Here is a 20,562-nt window from a genome sequence, read left to right as displayed (position 1 = left end):
GACCCGGCGTGCCTTGCGTCGATCCTGCACCGGAATGGCTCATAATGCGCTCGATGCCGCCCCCACACGACCTGCTTTCCGTTCAATGAGTTATTCACTCGCTACTGTTTACACGCGCGAACTCGAAATCCGCAAGAGCCGCTTCATCGCGTTCGCGATCCCCGTCGAGGACCGCGATGCCGCCATGCAGGCGTTGCAGCGCCTGCGCGACGAGCACCCGACGGCTACCCACGTGTGCTGGGCGCTGCTTGCGGGCGGCCAGTCGGGCATGTCCGACGACGGCGAACCGTCGGGCACCGCCGGCCGGCCGATCCTCGAAGTGCTGCGTCATCACGATCTCGACGGCGTGCTCGGTGCGGTCGTCCGCTACTACGGCGGCGTAAAGCTCGGTGCGGGCGGCCTGGTGCGCGCCTATACGGATGCGATCGCCTCGGCGCTGCTCGACGCCGAGCGGGTCGAACGCATTCGCCACACGCGGTTCGCGATCGAAATCGGCTACCCGGACGAGGCGCGCGTGCGCCGCTGGATCGAGCAGGCGGGTTATGAGCTGGTGGACAGCGCGTACGGGATGACGGTGAAGCTCGTGATCAAGCTGCCGGAAACGGCCGAGGCGGCAGCCAAGACCGAGCTGTTCGATTTGACGCAAGGGCGCTCAGGCTTCCCCGACCTGTGAGGAGGGCAGCCTTCCCGGCATCGCCATCACGGTTTCACACAGATGCCCGTGAAAATTCAGATACGTCCGATAGAAAATCCGCGCGCCGAAACTTAATCTCTCCCGTGTTCCTCGCGATGCGCCCTGCAAACGTCTGGCCGAATATACAGACACGCGGCGCATCGCGCGACAGCCAACAATCAGAATTCAGCTACGGGGATATCGGACGCATGCAACTGCAGCAATTACAAGCCCAACTCACGGAACTCGATCGACGCATCCGGGCGGCGCGCCGCCGCGAACGCCACGCGGCGCTGGTGCAGGTACGCGAACTCGTGAAGAACCATGCGCTGACCGCTCGCGAAGTCTTCGGGCAGGGTTACAGCAATCGCGCAAAGCTGTTCACCATCGGGGCGAAATATCACGATCCGGTGACCGGCGCCACCTGGAGCGGACGCGGTCGTGCGCCCGCGTGGATCGCCGGCCGCGACCGCAGCGCGTTCCTGATCCGGGAGTAACGCGCGCCGCGTTGCACGGCGCGCCTCAGTGGTCGGTCCGGCCGGCCCGGGCCGCTCAGTAAACGTCCGGGACGATCATGCTGTCCGGCGTCGGACGGCGAATGTAGTCCTCGTGGTGCTCACGCTGCGGCAGATCGATCGTCGGGCGCGGCACGTCGTGATACGGCACCTGGGTCAGCAGATGATGGATGCAGTTCAGGCGCGCGCGTTTCTTGTCGACCGCCTGCACGACCCACCACGGCGCCTCGGGAATATGCGTGCGCTGCATCATCTCTTCCTTCGCGGCCGTGTACGCTTCCCAGCGGCGGCGGCTCTCGAGGTCCATCGGGCTCAGCTTCCACTGCTTCAGCGGATCCTCGATCCGGCTCTGGAAGCGCAGCTCCTGCTCGTGGTCGGTGATCGAGAACCAGTATTTGACGATCTGGATCCCGCTGCGCACGAGCATTTTCTCGAACTCGGGCACCGAGCGGAAAAACTCCTCGTATTCGTCTTCGGTGCAGAAATTCATCACGCGCTCGACACCCGCGCGGTTGTACCAGCTGCGATCGAACAGCACGATCTCGCCGCCGGCCGGCAGATGCGCGACATAGCGCTGGAAGTACCATTGCGTGCGTTCGCGGTTGCTCGGCGCCGGCAGCGCCGCCACGCGGCACACGCGCGGGTTCAGGCGCTGCGTGATGCGCTTGATCGCGCCGCCCTTGCCCGCCGCGTCGCGCCCCTCGAAAATCACGACGAGCCGGTGCCCCGTGTTCACGACCCAGTCCTGCAGCTTCACGAGCTCGCCCTGCAGCCGGAACAGCTCGCGGAAATACTGCTTGCGCGCTTCGCGGCGCTCCGGCGAGAACAGCAGATCCTCGTTGTCATCGAAGCGGCGGTCGTCGAGCTCCATCTCGAGTTCTTCGTCGTACGCGTCGACGAGGTCTTCCTCGAAACGGCGCTGGCGCGACTCGAGCGATGCCGAATCGGTGAAGTTGTCGGTCTCGGTGCGGGAATCGTTATCGCCCATGGGGGCCTCCTTCCTTCAATTGACGCAGCCAAACTCCACCATTATCCCAGCGTCTCGCGTCAAATTGATGAAAAAGGGGCCGATCCGCCCCTCACAAGCGGAATCCGAGCCGCACCGGGTTCGCGGAAATATCGAAGGTATTGGACGCCAGCCTCCGGTTCGGCGGGCTGACGTCGGGCCCGATCCTCGTGCGCAACGGGAAAAGCCGGGCACGTGATCGAGCAGTACCCCAACCCGCCTCCGTCACTGAATGATCCGCGTGACCCCGCGTCCGCGCGGATCGGCCATCGCCTCCGGCGTCTTGCCGTCGATCTTGATCACCTGGATGTCGCCGCTGAAGTCCTGCCCCTTCAGCGTATAGCCGCGCGCCTCGATCTGCTTCGCGAGTTCGCCTTCGATCGGGTGGTACGGCTCCCAGAAGATCGTGTTCGGCGGCAGCAGTTGATGGTGGAAACGCATCGCGCCAACAGCCTCCTTCAACGGCATCCCGAAATCGTAGATGTTGTTGATCACCTGGAAGATCGACGTGAAGATCCGCGAGCCGCCCGGCGTGCCGATCACGAGCGACACCTTGCCGTCCTTCGTCATGATCGTCGGCGACATCGACGACAGCGGGCGCTTCTTCGGCTCGATTGCATTCGCATCGCTGCCGACCACGCCGAACATGTTCGCGACGCCCGGCTTCGCGGAGAAGTCGTCCATCTCGTCGTTCAGCACGATGCCGGTGCCGTCGGCGATCACGCCCGAGCCGAAGTAGCCGTTGATCGTGTACGTGTTCGACACCGCGTTGCCCCATTTGTCGACGACCGAGAAGTGCGTCGTCTCGGCCTTCTCCGGCATCGACGTGCCGAGGCCCGGCTGCACGCTCTTCGTGTCGGCGATCTGCGTCGGGCTCACTTCGGCCGCGCGCCTCGCGATATACGCATCGTCGGTCAGTTGCGCGACCGGTACCTTGTAGAAGTCGGGGTCGCCGAGATACTGCGCGCGATCGGCGAACACGCGCTTCTCGATTTCCGCGACCAGGTGGACATATTGCGGCGAGTTGAGCTTCACGCCCTCGAAGTCCTGCTTGAGGTCGGCCTTCATCTTCAGCAGTTGCACGAGGCCGATGCCGCCCGAGCTCGGCGGCGGCGCGGTGACCACGTCATAGCCGTTCCACTTCGCCTGCACCGGCTGGCGCCACACCGCACGGTATTGCGCGAGATCCTCGGTCGTGATCAGCCCGTTGCCGTCGCCGGTCTTCATCGACGCGGCGATCAACCGGGCCGTCTTGCCCTTGTAGAAGCCGTTCGCGCCGTCGTTCGCGATCCGCGCGAGCACGTCGGCGAGATCGGGTTGCTTGAAGTTCGTGCCGGCCTTCATCGTGGAGAAGTACTTGTCGAAGTTGGTCTTGCCGCTGAACTCCTTCGACGCGTCGACGCCGCGCTGCGCAAGCTGTTCGTCGACGACGAAGCCGTCGCGCGCATAGTGGATCGCCGGCGCGAGCACCTGCTTCCACTTCAGCTTGCCGAAGCGTTTCTGCGCCTCCCACATGCCCGACACCGTGCCCGGCACGCCGGCCGCGCGCGGCCCGTACAGGCTCATGCCCTTGACGACATTGCCGTCCTTGTCGAGATACATGTCCTTTGTCGCGGCGAGCGGCGCGCGCTCGCGATAGTCGATGAAGTACGGCTTGCCGTCCTTGTAGATCGTCATGAAGCCGCCGCCGCCGATGTTGCCGGCCTCCGGATACGTGACGGCGAGCGTGAACGCGATCGCGACGGCCGCGTCGATCGCGTTGCCGCCTTCCTTGAAGATCTGCTCCGCGGCGTCCGCGCTGTACTTGTCGGCCACCGCGACCGCCGCGCTCGTCAGGACCGCTGGCTGCGGCCCCTTCGCATAGGCCGGCGCATTCGGCAGGAAGCCGATGCCGGCCACCGTCGCGAGCACGACGGCGGATGACTTGAAACGATTCAGCGTAGTCATTAAATGTCCCCCATGGATCTCCGGCGAGCTGGAATAAGCCCCTGATCCGCTTATAGCCGCTGGCACGCGGTCGGTCCCATGCCGTTTTCGTAGTAAATAAATGCGCCGGGACGGAAAACCCGCCGCTCACTACGAATCATCGCGAATCCTGTGCGCTCGACCACACGGCGGAGCAAAAAGCGAGCCGGCGGATCGGTCGAAATTACATGCGGCGAATTCGACGCACATCGCGCAATCGGAAAATCACGGCACGCGGCGCTTGCGCGGTGCCGTGCATGCAAAAAAACCGCGATCGGAGCGCCCGCTGGGCGGGCCGATCTGAGAAGATAGCGCCCCGCTTTCGGGGCCGATCGTTCCCGTTCGTCTGCCGTTGCTTCACGCTTTTTCGTCTCGTTTCCTATGGCATCACACAATGCGCATCACGCGTCCGGCTTCGCGGCCGGCGTCGCCGCCGCCGTCCTCGTCGCGCAAACCGGCGCGACCGGCCCCTGGCACGCGGGCCTGCTCGCCGCGTTCGCGGCCGGCGTCGCGGGCGGCACCGCGCCCGACTGGCTCGAAGTCGCGTGGTGGACCCGCAAGCGCCGCTTGTGGATCACGCACCGCACCGTCACGCACTGGGGCATCGGCTGGATCGCGCTGCTCGCGCTCGGATGGCACGGGCTCACGCATCATCCGCATCCGCTGTGGGCCGCGCCGCTGTTCGGCTTCGCGTGCGGCGGCGTGATGCACCTGCTCGCCGACTGGCCGAATCCGCTCGGCGTGCCGTGGATCTGGCGGCGCCATTCGCTGAACCTGTGGAACAGCGGACATTGCGACCTCATCGTCGTGGCCGCCGCATGGGGCGGCACGCTGTGGCTCGCGCAGTCGCTGTGGACCCGCGCCCCGTTCCTCGAACACTGGCTCGGCTGGCTGCATCGCGTGTAGTTGCGTTTAGTCGCGTGCAGTTTCGCGTAGCCGCGGATCGAGCCGCGCAACCGCCCGACGCACGTCTAACGCGACGTCCCCCTCTCGACGATCCGGCACCCGCGACCCAACGGGTGCCGTTCCGCGCGCCCAGCCGTTGAAATGCCGGCATCGCACCTCATCTGAATCTCCGACGCGCGCGTTCTCTCGCCCGCGGTGTCCGGCACGCGCACGCGACGTCTGGCACACTGACGATTCGCGCGCCGCCCACGCGCTCGCACCCCAATTCAACGCTCCGATGGACGTCACAGCCACCCGCCCCGCCAACGCGCTCGACGTGTTCCACCCGGCCGTCGCCGCGTGGTTCCGCCGTGCGTTTGCCGCGCCGACCGGCGCGCAGGCGCTCGCGTGGCCGCACATCAAGGCCGGGCGGTCGACGCTCGTCGCCGCGCCGACCGGCTCCGGCAAGACGCTCACCGGGTTTCTGTGCGCGCTCGACGATCTTGTACGCGATGCGCTCGCGCACGACGGCGCGCTGCCCGACGCGACGCTCGTCGTCTATGTGTCGCCATTGAAGGCGCTGTCGAACGACATCCACGTGAACCTCGACGCGCCGCTCGCCGGCATCGCCGAATCGCTCGCGCAACTGGGCCTGCCGGTGCCGGCGATCCGCACCGCCGTGCGCACCGGCGACACCACGCAGGCCGAACGCGCCGCGCTGCGCAAACGCGCACCGCACATTCTCGTGACGACGCCGGAGTCGCTATACGTGCTGCTGTCATCCACGTCGGGGCGGCAAATGCTGTCCAACGTGCGCTCGGTGATCGTCGACGAGATCCACGCACTGGCATCGTCCAAGCGCGGCAGCCACCTCGCGCTGTCGCTCGAACGCCTCGACGCGTTGACGGGTCGTGCGCTGCCGCGCATCGGGTTGTCGGCCACGCAGAAACCGATCGACGCGGTCGCGCGCTTCCTGGTCGGCGGCCCGGCCGACGCGCCGCGCGACTGCACGATCGTCGACACGGGTCACACGCGCGAACGCGACCTCGCGCTCGAGTTGCCGAACGTGCCGCTCGAACCGGTGATGGCAACCGACGTGTGGGAGCAGGTGTACGACCGGATCGCCGCACTCGCCGCCGCGCACCGCACGACGCTCGTGTTCGTGAACACGCGGCGCACCGCGGAGCGCATGGCGCGCCATCTCGCCGACCGTCTCGGCAAGGACGCGATCGCGGCGCATCACGGCAGTCTTGCGAAGGAGCATCGCTTCGACGCCGAACAGCGGCTCAAGCGCGGCGAATTGAAACTGCTCGTCGCGACCGCGTCGCTCGAACTCGGCATCGACATCGGCGACGTCGATCTCGTGTGCCAGGTCGGTTCGCCGCGCGGGATCGCGCCGTTCCTGCAGCGCGTTGGCCGCTCGGGGCACCATGTCGGCGGCGTGCCGAAGGGCCGCCTGTTCCCGCTGTCGCGCGACGAGCTGGTCGAATGCGCGGCGCTGCTCGACTGCGTGCAACGCGGCGAGCTCGATGCGTTGCGGATTCCCGAAGCGCCGCTCGACGTGCTCGCCCAGCAGATCGTCGCCGAAGTCGCCTGCGCGGAATGGGAGGAGGACGCGCTGTACGCGAGCTTCACGCGCGCGGCGCCGTACGCGAGCCTGTCGCGCGAACGCTTCGACGACGTGATGAAGATGCTCGCCGAAGGCTTCACGAGCCGCCGCGGCGTGCGCGGTGCGTACCTGCATCGCGACGTGGTCGGCGGCACGGTGCGCGGACGCCGCAACGCGATGATGACCGCGACGACATCGGGCGGCACCATTCCCGACATGGCCGATTACGCGGTGCTGCTGGAGCCCCAGGGCATCCAGGTCGGCACCGTCAACGAGGATTTCGCGATCGAGAGCCTCGCGGGCGACGTGTTCCAGCTCGGCAACCAGTCGTATCGGATCATTCGCGTGGAAACGGGCCGCGTGCGTGTCGAGGACGCGCAAGGCCAGTCGCCGAGCATTCCGTTCTGGCTCGGCGAGGCGCCCGGGCGCAGCGACGAGCTGTCGGCGGCGGTCGGCCGGCTGCGCGCGCGGCTCGACGGGCTGTTCGCCGAAGGCGATCGGCACACGGAGGCCGGCGGACGCAAGCACGCGAGCGGCGCCCCATCCGGCAACAAAGGCACGCGCGGCAACGCCGGGCAGGCGGCGGAAGCCCGTGCCGCCACCGATTCGCGCGACGACGCCGTCGGCACCGCGATCGGCCCGGCCGAAAGCCGCCTCGCGCCGGCGCTGCGCTGGCTCGTCGACGATCTTCATTTGTCGCCCGATGCGGCCCGCCAGATCGCCGACTATCTCGCCCGCACGCGCGCCGCGCTCGGCGCACTGCCGACCCAGGACACGCTCGTGATGGAGCGCTTCTTCGACGAATCGGGCGGCACGCAACTGGTGATCCATTCACCGTTCGGCAGCCGCATCAACCGTGCGTGGGGGCTCGCGCTGCGCAAGCGTTTCTGCCGCAGTTTCAACTTCGAGCTGCAGGCCGCCGCGACCGACGACGCGATCATTCTGTCGCTGTCGCTCGCGCACAGCTTCGCGCTCGACGAAGTGTGGCGCTACCTGCGCTCGGCCAGCGCGGAGCACGTGCTGGTCCAGGCACTGCTCGACGCGCCGATGTTCGGCGTGCGCTGGCGCTGGAACGCGACGACCGCGCTCGCGCTGCCGCGCTTCACCGGCGGCCGGCGCACCGCGCCGCAGTTGCAGCGGATGAAGAGCGAGGACCTGCTCGCGACCGTGTTCCCCGATCAGGTCGCGTGCCTCGAGAACATCGTCGGCGAACGCGAGATCCCACATCATCCGCTCGTCGACCAGACGCTCGACGATTGTCTGCATGACGCGATGGATACCGACGGCTGGCTCGCGCTGTTGCGCCGGATCGAAAGCGGCGCGATCGAGCTGATCGCGCGCGACCTGCCCGCGCCGTCGCCGCTGGCGGCCGAGATCCTGAACGCGAAGCCCTATGCGTTCCTCGACGACGCGCCGCTCGAGGAGCGCCGCACGCAGGCCGTGCAGTCGCGCCGCTGGAGCGATCCCGAATCGGCCGACGATCTCGGCGCGCTCGACGCCGACGCGATCGACGCGGTGCGCGACGAGGCATGGCCGCTCGTGCGCGATGCCGACGAAATGCACGATGCACTGCTGACGCTCGCCTGCGTCGCCGACAGCGAAGCGCATGCGCACGAAGGCTGGCCAGAACGGCTCGCGGAACTGACCGAACGCCGCCGCGCGACGAAGCTCGTCACGTCGGACGGCGCCGCGCTGTGGGTGCCGGTCGAACGGCTGGTCTGCATGCGCGCACTGCACCCCGACGCACGCGTCGCGCCGGCGCTGAAGGTGCCCGCCGCCTGCGCACAACCTTGGGAAGTCGATGCCGCGCTCGTCGACGTGATCCGTGCGCGGCTCACCGGCTTCGGGCCGCTGACGCTCGACGCGATCGCGCAGCCGCTCGGCCTGCCGTCCGCGACGATCGCGACCGCGCTCGCGGAACTGGAGCGCGAAGGCTACGTGATGCGCGGCCGCTTCACGCCGGGCGCGACGACCGACGAATGGTGCGAACGTCACCTGCTCGCGCGCATTCATCGCTACACCGTCAAGCGGCTGCGCCGCGAGATCGAACCGGTCGAGCGCGCCGATTTCATGCGCTTCCTGTTCCACTGGCAGCACCTGACGCCCGACACGCGCGGCACGGGCCGCGACGCGCTCGCAGCCGTCGTCGAGCAGCTCGAAGGCTACGAAGCCGCGGCGAGCGCATGGGAAGACGCGTTGCTGCCCGCGCGCCTGACCGACTACACGGCAGGCGGCCTCGACGAGCTGTGCCGCTCGGGCAAGCTCGTGTGGACCCGCATCGGCGCGCCGGCCCGCGCGGCCGGCACCCCCGTGAAAACGACGCCGGTCGTGCTGCTGCCGCGCCGCCACCTCGGCGCATGGCAGGCGCTGCGCGACCCGGACGCGCAACCGGCGCTGTCCGCACGCGCAACCCAGGTGCGTGACGCACTCGCCGCGCATGGTGCGATGTTCTTCGACGCGTTGCTCGACGAACTGCACATGCTGCCCGTCGAACTCGAACAGGCGCTCGGCGAACTCGTGTCGGCCGGCCTCGTGAATGCGGACAGCTTCGCCGGACTGCGCGCGCTGCTGAAGCCCGCAGTCAAGCGCAGCGCGACATATGCGCCGCGCACGCGGCGCGGCGGCGCGCTGATCGGCGGAATGGACGACGCCGGTCGCTGGGCGCTCGTGCAACGCGCTTCGGCACCGGACGATGCGCCCGCACCGAAGCGCGGCCCGGCCGCGACCGATCCCGACGCACTCGAACATATCGTCTGGACGCTGCTGCGCCGCTATGGCGTGGTGTTCTGGCGGCTGCTCGAACGCGAGGCCGACTGGCTGCCGAGCTGGCGCGAACTTGTGCGCGTGCTGCAACGTCTCGAAGCGCGCGGCGAGATTCGCGGCGGACGCTTCGTCGCGGGGCTCGCGGGTGAGCAGTTCGCGCTGCCGGAAGCCATCCCGATCCTGCGCGAACTGCGTCGCCAACCGGGCGACGGCCAGTACGTGTGCGTGACGGGCGCCGATCCGCTGAACCTTGCCGGCACGTTGTTGCCCGGCGACAAGGTGCCGGCGCTGGCCGGCAATCGCGTGCTGTTCCGCGACGGCGTGCCGGTCGCGTCGCTCGTATCGGGCACGTTCCACTACGTGCCCGAGCTGCCGCCCTCTGCACGCGAGGATGCGCGGCTGCGGCTCGCACGCCGCTACTGACATCGGCTGACACGCGGCACGTCGCGGACTACTGAACGCCGCGCCGCATCGCCGCGCCCGTTCGGGTAGCATCGAGCGATTCACCGCGCGGCCGTCCGCGCGCAGAACAAGCCTTCCGGAGACTGCCCTTCATGTCCTCGCATGCCGATTCGCCCGCCGCTCATCACTCGGGCTCGCTGACGATTTTCCAGGGCGCCGCGCTGTATATCGGCGCGGTGCTCGGCACCGGCGTCATCGCGTTGCCCGCGCTCGCCGCCGAGGTCGCTGGCCCGGCGTCGCTGCTTGCGTGGGCCGCGCTCGTCGTGCTGTCGGGGCCGCTTGCGGCCACCTTCGCCGCACTCGGCGCGCGCTATCCGGACGCGGGCGGCGTATCGACCTACGCGCGACGCGCGTTCGGGCCGAAGGCCGCGGCGATCGTCGGCTGGTGTTTCTATTTCGCGGTGCCGGCCGGTGCGCCCGCCGCCGCGATGTTCGGTGGCGCGTACGTCGCAGCCGTCACGGGCGGCGGGCATACGACGGTCATCGTCACGGCTGCCGCGCTGATCGCGACGGTGTCGGCCGCGAATGCATTCGGCGTCACGGTGTCGGGCCGCATGCAGCTCGTGCTGTCGGCGCTGCTCGTCGCGCTGCTGCTGGCCGCCGTGCTCGCCTCCGCGCCACATGCGCGCCCGGCGAACCTGCATCCGTTCGCGCCGCACGGGTGGCTCGCGGTCGGCCAGGCTGCCGCACTGCTCGTGTGGAGCTTCGCGGGCTGGGAAGCGATCACGCACCTCGCGGCCGAATTTCGCCGGCCCGCGCACGACATGCCGCGCTCGGCCGGCATCGCCGTCGTGGTCGTCGGCTTCCTGTACCTGTCGGTCGCGGCCGCGAGCGTGACGGTGCTCGGGCCGTCGGCCGGCGCGTCCGGTGCACCGCTTGCGGAACTGATCGCCGGTGGTATCGGCGGTCATGCACAGGTGCTGGCGGCCGCGGCCGCGCTGCTGCTCACGCTCGGCACGATGAATGCGTATTTCGCGGGCGCGGCCAAGCTCGGCGCGGCGCTCGGGCGCGATGGCGCACTGCCTGCATGGCTCGCGCAAGGCAGCCAGGTCGGCGGCGTGCCGCGCCGCAGCCTCGGCGTGATCGCGATGCTGGCGGCCGTCGCGCTGGCCGCGACGACGCTCTCGGACGTCGGGCCGAAGCCGCTCGTGCTCGTCACGTCCGGATGCTTCGTGATGGTGTACGGCCTCGGCGCGGCCGCCGCGCTGAAACTGCTGCCGCGCGGTGGCATTGCATATCGCTGCGCGTGGATTTCGCTGGTCGCCGTCGCCGGGCTGTTCCTGACGACCGGATGGTATTTCCTGTGTCCGCTGCTGCTCGCGGGCGGTGCGCTGCTGTATCTGCGGATAGCCGGGCAGCGCGCGTAATCGCTTGCCGGTGCCCGTGTGCGGACGAGCGCGCGCCCGTTCGCCGCGATGCACCGGCACGCCCCGCACCGGCCACACACCGCTTCGCCCGGTGCGTCAGGCCGGCACGAGCTCGAAGCTGAGCCGCTTGCCGAGCGCGGTGGCGGCGCTCGCGAGCGTCGCGAGCGTGAGGCTCGTATCGGTTTCGTCGAGCAGCCGGTTGAGTGCGGCGCGGCTGGTCTTCATCCGCGCGGCCATCGCGGTTTTCGTGATGTGCTGCGCCTTCATTTCCTGCCCGATCTGCCACGCGATCACGCGCTTGATCGCGGTGGCGGTGGCCGCTTCGAGGTGCCCTTCCTCCTCGAGGAATGTGTCGAAGTCGCTGCCGATATGCGGATTGTTCGTGGTCGTCATGGGTACTCCAGTGCATGGCGTTGCCGGCCGGCACATCGCCGATCGCATGTGGCGGCGCAGCCGGGGGAATTCAGATGGCGCGCGTCAGCGCTTTCAGCCGCGCGACGGTCACATCGAGATCGTCGGACGGCGTGGCCTGCGACTGCTTGAAGAACGCATGCAGCAGCACCATCGTGTCGCCGACGATCGTGAACAGCACGCGCGCGCTTCGCCGCGGCAGCATCACGCGGATTTCCCAAAGATCCGCAGACATCTTCCGGACCAGCGGCATGCCGAGCGGCCAGCCGAGCTGAACGGTCTTGATCTCTTCGCCGATCACCCTGCGCTCGACCTGCCCGAGCGCCTGCAGCCATTCGCGCACCGGCTCGTTACCACGCGCGGTGCGGAAGAACCGCACGCCGAGCGTGATCTGAATCTGCTGTCTCGCCATCGTCGTGTCATCGAGCGTATCAAAAACGATACGATATGCCAAGCATGACGAGGCTCGCTACTGACCGAACGGCTAACGAATGGAGGTGAAAGAACGGCGGCCGGACACCGCCCGCCCAACGCCCTGCCCGGCGTCTCAACGCGCGCGGCGAGCCGGCTTGCGCGCGCCGCCGGGCGTGCGACGGGTGGGCGCGTCGCCGAACCGCGCCTGCGCGATCTCGCGCACGGCGTCGATCAACGTCCGGGCGACGGGTGACGGTTGCGCATCGGTGCGCAGCACGAGCCCGACCGGCTCGTCGGTGCCCGCGGACGGCAGCGGGAGCCGCGCGAGTGCACCGGCCGACAGGTCGGATTCGGCCGCATAGAGCGGCACGAACCACACGGCGTCGTTCTCGAGCGCAAGCGCACGCGCGACCGACACCGACAGCACCTCGATGAACGAATCCAGCGGCGGCGCGCCGCACGCGCCGAGCAGTTGCTCGGCCGACTGGCGGATCAGCGTGCCGAACGGCGGCAGCACGACCGGGTAGCGCGCGAGTTCGACAGCCGGCGTGGCGCTCGTCAGCAGCGGATGGCCCGCGCGCACGACTGCGACGAGCGGTTCGTTGTACAGCTGCTCGAACGCGAGGCCGATCATCCGCTCCGGCTCCGACAGGCGCCCGATCGCGCATTCGATCGTCCCGGCCTTCAGGCGCTCCAGCAGCTCGGCGTTCGCGGCCGTCGCGATCCGCACCACGATGCGCGGCCAGCGTGCGGTCAGCGCCTTCATCAGCGCGGGCGCGAGCGATGCCGCAACCGTCGGCAGCATGCCGATTTCGAGCGTCGCCGCCGCCGCGCCGCCCTCGCGCGCGAGCAGCCCGACGCCCTGCCGCAGCGCCAGCACGCACGCGTTCGCATGCGGGATGAACAGTTGCGCTTCGCGGGTCGGCTGCGCGCCGTGACGCCCCCGTTCGAACAACTTCACGCCGAGGATCGACTCCAGTTCGGCGATCGTCTTCGACACGGCCGGCTGCGTGATCGACAGGCTTTCGGCCGCCTTCTGCACGCCGCCCAGTTGCGCGACCGCGAGAAAACACTGCAGATGCCGGAACTTGACGCGGCCGTCGGCGATACGGTTATTCATAACGGACAGTTATGCGAGTAACAATGAATTGCCATTTTGCATAACTTTCCGGAAAGGCCCAAGCATTCGGCGCGGTGTCATGCATGACGCCGCAGCGCGTGGAATCCGGTCGGCTCCCAGATCCGTTTCGCGATCAGCAGCGCCGTGCCGCGCTTCTGCCCGAGCGGCGCCGACGACGACTCCGCATGCAGCGCCGCCGCCTTGCTGCCGAGCCGCCGCAGTTCCTGCTCGAGTTCCGCGGCGGCCGCGTCCGTCAGCATCCCTTGCGAGAACGTCATCGTCTCGCCCGGGCCGTCGAAGCGGCTGCCGAGAAAGTCGTCGAGCACGTGCGCATGGAAATAGCGGCGGATCGGCCCGCCCGGCAGCCAGTCGAAATCGCGCGCGACGCGCACGCGAATCCGGTCGCCCGGGAGCAGCGCGATCACGTTCATCCGGTCGAGCATCAGCAGGTATTTGACGCACTCGGCCTGCGTCACGCGATAGGCGGACACGATGTCCTGCACGGTCCAGTAGTTGATCGCGCAGACGGCGACGAGCAGCAGCTTCTCGTCCGACACGAGCAGCGCCTCCTGCTGCTCGGTCAGCACGCGCAATCGCGGCGCGGACGCCGACGCCTCCTGCACGAGCTCGGCGAGCGTGTAGCCGAGCAGTTGCGCGATTTCGGCGACACGCTCCAGCGTGAAGCGGCCGCTCGCGAACAGCCGCTTCACGCTCGTCTCGGACACGTCGAGCGCACGCGCGACGTCGCGATAGGTCATCCCCTGCGCCTTCAACTGGCGCTTCAGCGTTTCGATGAGTTGGGCGGTCTCGGTCATGTTGGTATCGAAAAATGATGCTAATGGTCGGATATTAGGCTACTCGCGCATCCGAACAAGCACTTTTGGATACTTGTCTGCATAATCCGCTCCGTCCTGTCATGCACCGACGGAGCCGCGATGAACCCCCGAACCGACACCCATTCCTTCGATCCGCAGCACGCTGCTCGGCGCAATGCCCGCGACACCGATCGCACGCTGCCGCTCGCCACGATGCGCACGCTGGCTGCCGGCGCGCACGTCGGGGATCTCGTGTTCATCCGCGTACCGGCCGGCGCGTCCCGCGCCGTCGCAGGCAGCGCGGACGCGTGGGCCGGTCGCTTCGGCATCGTCGTTGATACGTCGGGCGACGAGCCGCTGATCGCCGAGCCCGCGTTTGCGCGGACGAAGCTCACGCCGCTGTCGCGCTTCGTCGCCCGCGCCGACGGCGGCCGCATCGCGCTGGCCCGCCGCGTCGCGGCATCGAACGCCGACGCGCAACGCAACGTGCACGCGCTGGCCGAACAGCGGATCGACGCGCTGCTCGGCAGCCGCGTCAAGCTGCTGGCGCAGCGCGGGTTCTGCGCGAACTACGTGACCGACGTGCTCGGCTCCCACCGCGCCGTGACACCGGCCGCGCTGCTGCGCAGCGGCACGCTGTCGCTCGAATTCGACGGGATCGTCTTCGATCCCGCCCGACCGTAACGACGAAGGACGAACGACGGGCATGCTCGGGGAGACCGGATAACAACAACAACGAAACACAATAAAGCAGCGACGGGCTGGCTGGAGGGCCGTGCACGGAGTCGTCGCCGACGACGCGAAGCCCGATCGCTTTTTCCGCCGGACAGGCCGCCTGTCCGGCGGATTTTCATTGGCGCCGCAAAACATAACGAACGGTTATGCAATTCGCGAAAAAAGGTCATTTTTCATAACTTTCCGGCTTGGCTAAAGTCTTGCCATCCACTTCGCGAAATACCTATCAGGAGACGCCCGATGGATTCCCCCACGATCCTCACGCCGCGCGACTGGCCGTCGCATCCCGCGTATGTCCACCCCGAGTACCGTTCGTCGGTGAAGCGCGGCCCGACGCGCCCGATGATCCCGTTGAAGGAAAAGCTGCGCGACCAGTTCGCACCCGTCTACGGCGCCGAGGATCTCGGTGCGCTCGACCACGACCTGACGAAGAACGCCGTGAAGAACGGCGAGCCGCTCGGCGAGCGCATCGTCGTCACCGGCCGCGTGCTCGACGAAGGCGGCAAGCCGGTGCGCAACACGCTCGTCGAGGTATGGCAGGCGAACGCGGCCGGCCGCTACGTGCACAAGGTCGACCAGCACGACGCGCCGCTCGACCCGAACTTCCTCGGCGCCGGCCGCTGCATGACCGACGCCGAAGGCCGCTACCGCTTCCTGACGATCAAGCCCGGCGCCTATCCGTGGGGCAACCATCCGAACGCGTGGCGCCCGAATCACATCCACTTCTCGCTGTTCGGCGACTACTTCGGCTCGCGCCTCGTCACGCAGATGTACTTCCCCGGCGACCCGCTGCTCGCGTACGACCCGATCTTCCAGGGCACGCCGGAAGCGGCGCGCGACCGCCTGATCTCGCGCTTCTCGATGGACATCACCGAAGAAGGCTATGCGCTCGGCTACGAATTCGACATCGTGCTGCGCGGCCGCGACGCTACCCCGATGGAGCGCTGAACCATGACGACGCTGAAGCAAACCCCTTCGCAGACGGTCGGCCCGTACTTCGCATACGGCCTGTGCCCGCAGCAATACAACTACGATCTGAAGAGTCTGTTCACGCCGACGATCGCCACGCCGGACGCCGACGGTGAGCACGTGCTGCTGGTCGGACAGGTGTTCGACGGCGACGGCAACGTCGTCAGCGACGCGGTGCTCGAATTCACGCAGGTGGACGCGGCGGGCCGCTTTCCCGCGTCGCGTGACGACATCGCGAAGTCCGGTTTCACGGGCTTCGCCCGCGTCGGCACGGGCACCGATGCGCAGCACCGCTTCGTCGTATCGACGGTGAAGCCGGGCCGCATCGCCGCCGACGAAGCACCGCACGTCAACGTGACCGTGATGATGCGCGGGATCCTGACCCACGCGTTCACCCGCGTGTATTTCGACGACGAAGCTGCCGCGAACGCGGCCGATCCGGTGCTGAACCTGGTGCCGGCCGAACGCCGCGCGACGCTCGTAGCGAAGCGCGACGCACAACCGGGCCGGCCCGTCGTGTATCGCTTCGACATCCGCATGCAGGGGCCGGACGAAACCGTGTTCTTCGACGCGTGACGCGCGAGCCGGCGTCGGCCGGCTGCTCACACCGAACCGCCGCGTGGCGCGATACCAACAGGTATCGCGTTGCGCGGCGGTTCTCATTTTCGCGCACAAACATTCGATGCCGTGCCGCAGCACGCCCGGTCGGGATCGCCGACGCCCGTCGCTGGCTCCTTCAGACCCCGAAATCGAACGCGCGATTAAAACGCATGCTGCGACTGCACATAAATCGTGGGGGCCGCGCAATATCGTTTGCGCGTTATGCGGCGTATGCTTTGCTATCCGCAGCCCGCCGAGGTGATTAATTCGGAGCAAGCAACAATTGCACGATTCGATGCACGAACACGTCCCGCTGGCTGTCGCGCATTTTTTCTGACCGAGTGCCTTTAAGCGCGTCTGACCGAAACCTGGCAGGCGCGTTTTTTTCGTCCGTGACCGAAGCGTGGCACCGCGCCCGCCAGCGTATCCGTTCCGACTAGCGGCGTGCCTCCAGATACCGGCTCGGCGTTTCGCCGAGGATGCGGCGAAACGCCGACGTAAAGGCGCTCGCACTCGCATATCCGAGCTCGAGCGCGACGCGCGTCACCGGCTGCCCGTCGCTCAGCCGTGTGATCGCCGCCAGCATGCAGACCTGCTGACGCCACGCGGCGAAACTCACGCCGGTCTGTGCGCGGAACAGCCGCGTAAACGTGCGCCGGCTCACGCCCGCATCGGTCGCCGCCTGGTCGAGATCGGCCGCGATCGACGGCGACGCGAACAGATGCCGGCAGATCTTCGCGAGGCGCGCATCGCTCGGCAGCGGCGCGTGCAGCGACAGCCGCGGCATCGTCGCGATTTCCGCGATCAGCAGTGCCATCAGCTTGCCTGCCCGGCTGTCGACGTCGTACATCGCCGGCAGGTCGATCGCATCGTCGATCAGTTGCCGCAACAGCGGCGACACGCCGTATACGCCACACTGGTCCGACAGCCCCGCGGCCCGGGCCGCGTCGTCGGACACGAACGCGTTGAGCATCGTGACCGGCCCCGTCATCGTCATTTCGTGCCGCACGCCGGCCGGCACCCAGCACGCGCGCTGCGGCGGCACCAGCCAGCGGCCGTGCGGCGTCGACACGCCGATCGTGCCGCGCGACACGAACGCGAACTTCCCGCGCCCGTGCGCGTGCTCCGGAAACGTCGTGCCCGCCGCGTAGTCGTTGGCGGTCGCCACGACGCTACGCGGAATATGTTCGTAGGGATCCAGCAGCGTATTTCTCAAGGCCCGAATTCCATCATGAAGGCACCGATAGCGAAGGCGGGTCACCTTCGATCGGTCTACGATCCGCTCCACGCTTGCGCGACCGGACGGCCGCACGACCCGACGGCCGAAACGGCCGGATAGCGACTTCATCGGAACGGAGATGTCCAATACGTTTCATCTCGCGGTGCGTGGGCCGACACGGATTTCAGCGATGAGATCGCGGTCCGGCATCCGGTCGGCACGCATCACCGCAGCATGAACGACATGGCCGACAGGCTGTTCAGCGTGCGCACCACGTGCTCCACCGACGGCCCGTCGAAGCGCAGCGTCACCGCATCGACCCGCTCGAGCGACGGCAGCACGCAAAACAGATCGGCGAGCGCGGCCGTCTGCACGCGCAGCGTGCAAGCAGCCGGCGCGGGCCGATGCGCACCCGCGCGCCAGCCGGACGACAGCGCGTGCGCGACCGTTTCGCGTGCGGCGGTCGCGATGCGCGCGCAGGACGCTGCCGGCGTGAGCGTGTCGCCGCTCGATGCGCCGCCGGCCGTCTTGACCGTCTCGAAACGCGCGTCCGGAAACAGCGGCCGGGTTTCCTCGGCGAACACGTCGTCGCCCGACGCCAGCGCAACGTGCGCACCGTATTCGCGCGCCAGCGCGCCGTACAGCCCGGCTTCGCCGAGCTCGACGCCATTCAGCCACACCTGCGTGAACGCGAAGCCGTTGATGGTGTGCGCAAGCACGCCGCGTGTCTGCGATTTCGCGTGAAAGCCGATCATGAACACGAGGTCGGGCTGCTGTTCGAGGCCCGCCATCATCCCCAGCGTACGCGGCTTGCCGAGCACGACGCGGGCACGGGCATCGAGCCCGTCGGGCAGCAGATTGCGGAAGCCGCCATGCGAATCGTTGACCCAGACGGCCTGCGCGCCGCCGGCGAACGCGCCTTCGATCGCCGCGTTCGCCTCGGCCGTCATCCAGCGGCGCGCGCGTTCGTATTCCGGATTGCCGGCACGCGTCTGCTCGACGGCGAACACGCCGGCCACACCCTCGATGTCGGTCGAGATCAGAATCTTCATGAATGGATCGGACGTCCTTCGTTGTCTTCGTTGAATAACCGATCGAGATCGGGCACCGCGTCGCGCAGCGATTGCCGCACATGGCCGTCGCGCCCGGTCACGGTCACGGCCTGCAGCAGCGCGTCGGCGATCGCGTGTTCGACGCTCTCGGCCGCGGCCATGAACAGCGGATCGAGCGCCGCATCGGCCACGAGGGCCGGCAGCGCGACGGTCGATGCATCGTGCGCGATCGTGTATGCAGTCGAAAAAGCGAGCGCGATGTCGCCGCTGCCGTGCCCGTAGACCGAGCCGGTGCGAGCAAGCCCGGCGCCCGCGCGACGGGCGAGCCGCGACAGTTGCCGCGCGTCGAGCGGCGCATCGGTCGCCAGCAGCAGGATGATCGACCCTTGCTCCGGCGCCGCCTGCGCGTTCGCGACAGCACGCCGCTGCGCGACGACGCGCCCGAGCGGCACGCCGCCGAGCGTCAGCATCGGCAGACGGCCGAAATTCGCGAGCACCAGCACGCCGACCGTGTACGGCCTGCCGGCCGCGACGGCCACGCGCGACGCGGAGCCGATCCCGCCCTTCAGGTCGAAACACGACATCCCGCGCCCGGCGCCCACCGCGCCACGCGCGAAGTCTCGCGACGCGGTGTTGCAGGCTTCGTCGTAATGCGCGGCCGTCACCGCGAACGCCTGGATGTCGTTCAGATAGCCGTCGTTGCATTCGAACACGAGCGGGTTGACGGTCGACCAGTCGCGACCGATGTGCGGATTCTTCGCGATCGCCGCGCGGATCTGCGCCTGCGCGACCGCGCCGACGCCGAACGTGTTGGTCAATGCGATCGGCGTGTCGAGCGTGCCGAGTTCGTCGACCTGCACGAGCCCGACGCTCTTGCCGAAGCCGTTGATCACGGCCGCGCCGGCCGGCACCTTGCTGCGGTAAAGATCGCCCGGATGCGGCTTGACGACGGTGACGCCCGTCTGCACGTCACCGGCATCGAGCGTCGCGTGGCCGACCGTCACGCCCGGCACGTCGGCGATCGTGCCGCGCGGCCCGGCGGGCAGCGTCGTGCTCCACATCGGAACCGCTCGCATCAGCGCCGCTCCAGCTTCGGGTCGAGCGCGTCGCGCAGTCCGTCGCCGAGCAGGTTGAACGCGAGCACCGTCAGGAAGATCGCGAGGCTCGGGAAGATCGCGACGTGCGGCGCGGTCACCATGTCCGCGCGCGCCTCGTTGAGCATCGCGCCCCACTCCGGCGTCGGCGGCTGCGCGCCGAGCCCGAGGAACGACAGGCTCGCGGCCGTGATGATCGACGTGCCGATCCGCATCGTGAAGTACACGACGACCGACGACACGGTGCCCGGCAGGATGTGCCGCATGATGATCGTCCAGTCGGACGCGCCGATGCTGCGCGCGGCTTCCACGTAGGTCATGTGCTTGAGCATCAGCGTGTTGCCGCGCACGAGCCGCGCGAACGCCGGAATGCTGAAGATCGCGACCGCGCAGATCACGTTGACCATCCCGTTGCCGAGGATCGCGACCACGCCGATCGCGAGCAGGATCCCCGGGAACGCGAACAGCACGTCGGCCACGCGCATCGTGATGCGGTCCCACCAGCCTTCGTAGTAGCCCGCGAGCAGCCCGAAGAACGTGCCGATGAGCGCGCCGAGCGCGACCGAGAAGAAGCCGGCGGCGAGCGAGATGCGCGTGCCGGTGACGATCCGGCTGAAGATGTCGCGGCCGAGCGAGTCGACGCCGAACCAGTGCACGGCAGACGGCCCCGCGTTCAGCGCGTCGTAGTCGAAATAGTTTTCCGGATCGAACGGCACGATGTGCGGGCCGACGAATGCGAGCACGACGAGCGCCAGCACGAAACCGCCGGCGACCAGCGCGACGGTCTGCTTGCGGAACTTGCGCCAGAATTCGCGCCACGGCGTGCGGATCGCGCTCGATGCGGCCGACGCCGCGGGCTGGACAGTCGCGTTCATGCGCGCCTCACTC

General features: G+C 68.2%; 18 protein-coding genes. 8 read left to right on the top strand and 10 right to left on the bottom strand.

What is annotated here, in order from left to right; translation table 11 throughout:
* The first annotated feature begins 85 nt into the window (after positions 1-85).
* Both WS87_RS21835 and WS87_RS21830 read left to right on the top strand, forming a co-directional pair.
* Positions 86-673, top strand: coding sequence for an IMPACT family protein (locus tag WS87_RS21835; protein WP_059525103.1), 588 nt, complete (start codon positions 86-88; stop codon positions 671-673).
* 209 nt (positions 674-882) lie between these two features.
* Positions 883-1,170 carry an H-NS histone family protein gene (locus WS87_RS21830; protein ID WP_059818941.1) on the top strand — a complete coding sequence of 96 codons (288 nt, stop codon included), beginning with the start codon at positions 883-885 and terminating at the stop codon, positions 1,168-1,170.
* Between the two features lie 55 nt (positions 1,171-1,225).
* Here WS87_RS21830 and ppk2 read toward each other — a convergent pair whose 3' ends face one another.
* Together ppk2 and ggt are read right to left on the bottom strand one after the other, a co-directional pair.
* Positions 1,226-2,176, bottom strand: a complete 951-nt coding sequence (gene ppk2 / locus WS87_RS21825; RefSeq protein ID WP_059818940.1) for a polyphosphate kinase 2 — start codon at positions 2,174-2,176, stop codon at positions 1,226-1,228.
* A 243-nt stretch (positions 2,177-2,419) separates the two neighbouring features.
* Entirely contained in the window at positions 2,420-4,141 is a 1,722-nt protein-coding gene (ggt, locus tag WS87_RS21820) for a gamma-glutamyltransferase (protein ID WP_059818939.1), read from the bottom strand.
* 399 nt (positions 4,142-4,540) lie between these two features.
* Between ggt and WS87_RS21815 the strand changes: the two genes are divergently transcribed.
* The 3 genes from WS87_RS21815 to WS87_RS21805 all read left to right on the top strand — a co-directional run bounded on the left by WS87_RS21815 (position 4,541) and on the right by WS87_RS21805 (position 11,245).
* Positions 4,541-5,065 (top strand): metal-dependent hydrolase, encoded by a 525-nt coding sequence (locus tag WS87_RS21815; RefSeq protein WP_059466236.1) that lies wholly within the window; start codon positions 4,541-4,543, stop codon positions 5,063-5,065.
* A gap of 277 nt (positions 5,066-5,342) precedes the next feature.
* Positions 5,343-9,839: a DEAD/DEAH box helicase gene (locus tag WS87_RS21810; protein ID WP_059818938.1), complete on the top strand. Its 4,497-nt coding sequence runs from the start codon at positions 5,343-5,345 to the stop codon at positions 9,837-9,839.
* Positions 9,840-9,970: 131 nt separating this feature from the next.
* Positions 9,971-11,245 (top strand): APC family permease, encoded by a 1,275-nt coding sequence (locus WS87_RS21805; protein ID WP_059818937.1) that lies wholly within the window; start codon positions 9,971-9,973, stop codon positions 11,243-11,245.
* A gap of 96 nt (positions 11,246-11,341) precedes the next feature.
* On the opposite strand, the gene WS87_RS21800 is transcribed toward WS87_RS21805, so the two are convergent.
* The 4 genes from WS87_RS21800 to WS87_RS21785 all read right to left on the bottom strand — a co-directional run bounded on the left by WS87_RS21800 (position 11,342) and on the right by WS87_RS21785 (position 14,005).
* Entirely contained in the window at positions 11,342-11,638 is a 297-nt protein-coding gene (locus tag WS87_RS21800) for an XRE family transcriptional regulator (protein ID WP_059466239.1), read from the bottom strand.
* Positions 11,639-11,708: 70 nt separating this feature from the next.
* Positions 11,709-12,068 carry a type II toxin-antitoxin system RelE/ParE family toxin gene (locus WS87_RS21795; RefSeq protein WP_059819640.1) on the bottom strand — a complete coding sequence of 120 codons (360 nt, stop codon included), beginning with the start codon at positions 12,066-12,068 and terminating at the stop codon, positions 11,709-11,711.
* Positions 12,069-12,203: 135 nt separating this feature from the next.
* Positions 12,204-13,190 carry a pca operon transcription factor PcaQ gene (pcaQ, locus tag WS87_RS21790; protein WP_059818936.1) on the bottom strand — a complete coding sequence of 329 codons (987 nt, stop codon included), beginning with the start codon at positions 13,188-13,190 and terminating at the stop codon, positions 12,204-12,206.
* Between the two features lie 77 nt (positions 13,191-13,267).
* Positions 13,268-14,005: a helix-turn-helix domain-containing protein gene (locus tag WS87_RS21785; RefSeq protein ID WP_059525085.1), complete on the bottom strand. Its 738-nt coding sequence runs from the start codon at positions 14,003-14,005 to the stop codon at positions 13,268-13,270.
* A gap of 120 nt (positions 14,006-14,125) precedes the next feature.
* On the opposite strand from WS87_RS21785, the gene WS87_RS21780 reads away from it, so the two are divergent.
* The 3 genes from WS87_RS21780 (at position 14,126) to pcaG (ending at position 16,285) form a co-directional block, all read left to right on the top strand.
* Entirely contained in the window at positions 14,126-14,689 is a 564-nt protein-coding gene (locus WS87_RS21780) for a YiiX/YebB-like N1pC/P60 family cysteine hydrolase (protein WP_059818935.1), read from the top strand.
* A gap of 291 nt (positions 14,690-14,980) precedes the next feature.
* Entirely contained in the window at positions 14,981-15,688 is a 708-nt protein-coding gene (gene pcaH, locus WS87_RS21775) for a protocatechuate 3,4-dioxygenase subunit beta (RefSeq protein WP_059525082.1), read from the top strand.
* 3 nt (positions 15,689-15,691) lie between these two features.
* On the top strand, positions 15,692-16,285 hold the full coding sequence (gene pcaG, locus WS87_RS21770) for a protocatechuate 3,4-dioxygenase subunit alpha (RefSeq protein ID WP_059818934.1): 594 nt from the start codon (positions 15,692-15,694) through the stop codon (positions 16,283-16,285).
* 460 nt (positions 16,286-16,745) lie between these two features.
* On the opposite strand, the gene WS87_RS21765 is transcribed toward pcaG, so the two are convergent.
* The 4 genes from WS87_RS21765 to gsiD all read right to left on the bottom strand — a co-directional run bounded on the left by WS87_RS21765 (position 16,746) and on the right by gsiD (position 20,549).
* Positions 16,746-17,525 carry an AraC family transcriptional regulator gene (locus tag WS87_RS21765; RefSeq protein ID WP_059818933.1) on the bottom strand — a complete coding sequence of 260 codons (780 nt, stop codon included), beginning with the start codon at positions 17,523-17,525 and terminating at the stop codon, positions 16,746-16,748.
* Between the two features lie 227 nt (positions 17,526-17,752).
* Positions 17,753-18,580 carry a M55 family metallopeptidase gene (locus tag WS87_RS21760; RefSeq protein ID WP_059818932.1) on the bottom strand — a complete coding sequence of 276 codons (828 nt, stop codon included), beginning with the start codon at positions 18,578-18,580 and terminating at the stop codon, positions 17,753-17,755.
* Positions 18,577-19,656, bottom strand: a complete 1,080-nt coding sequence (locus WS87_RS21755) for a DmpA family aminopeptidase (RefSeq protein ID WP_059818931.1) — start codon at positions 19,654-19,656, stop codon at positions 18,577-18,579. Before WS87_RS21755 ends, WS87_RS21760 begins: the two co-directional genes overlap by 4 nt.
* Entirely contained in the window at positions 19,656-20,549 is an 894-nt protein-coding gene (gsiD, locus tag WS87_RS21750; RefSeq protein WP_059818930.1) for a glutathione ABC transporter permease GsiD, read from the bottom strand. The genes WS87_RS21755 and gsiD overlap by 1 nt, the downstream gene beginning before the upstream one ends.
* Positions 20,550-20,562: the final 13 nt, after the last annotated feature.

Origin of the sequence: Burkholderia sp. MSMB0856 (genome assembly GCF_001524645.2) — a bacterium.
GTDB lineage: Bacteria > Pseudomonadota > Gammaproteobacteria > Burkholderiales > Burkholderiaceae > Burkholderia > Burkholderia diffusa.
Note: the sequence above shows the minus strand (reverse complement) of the source record. Positions and strands in the feature narration are given on the sequence as shown.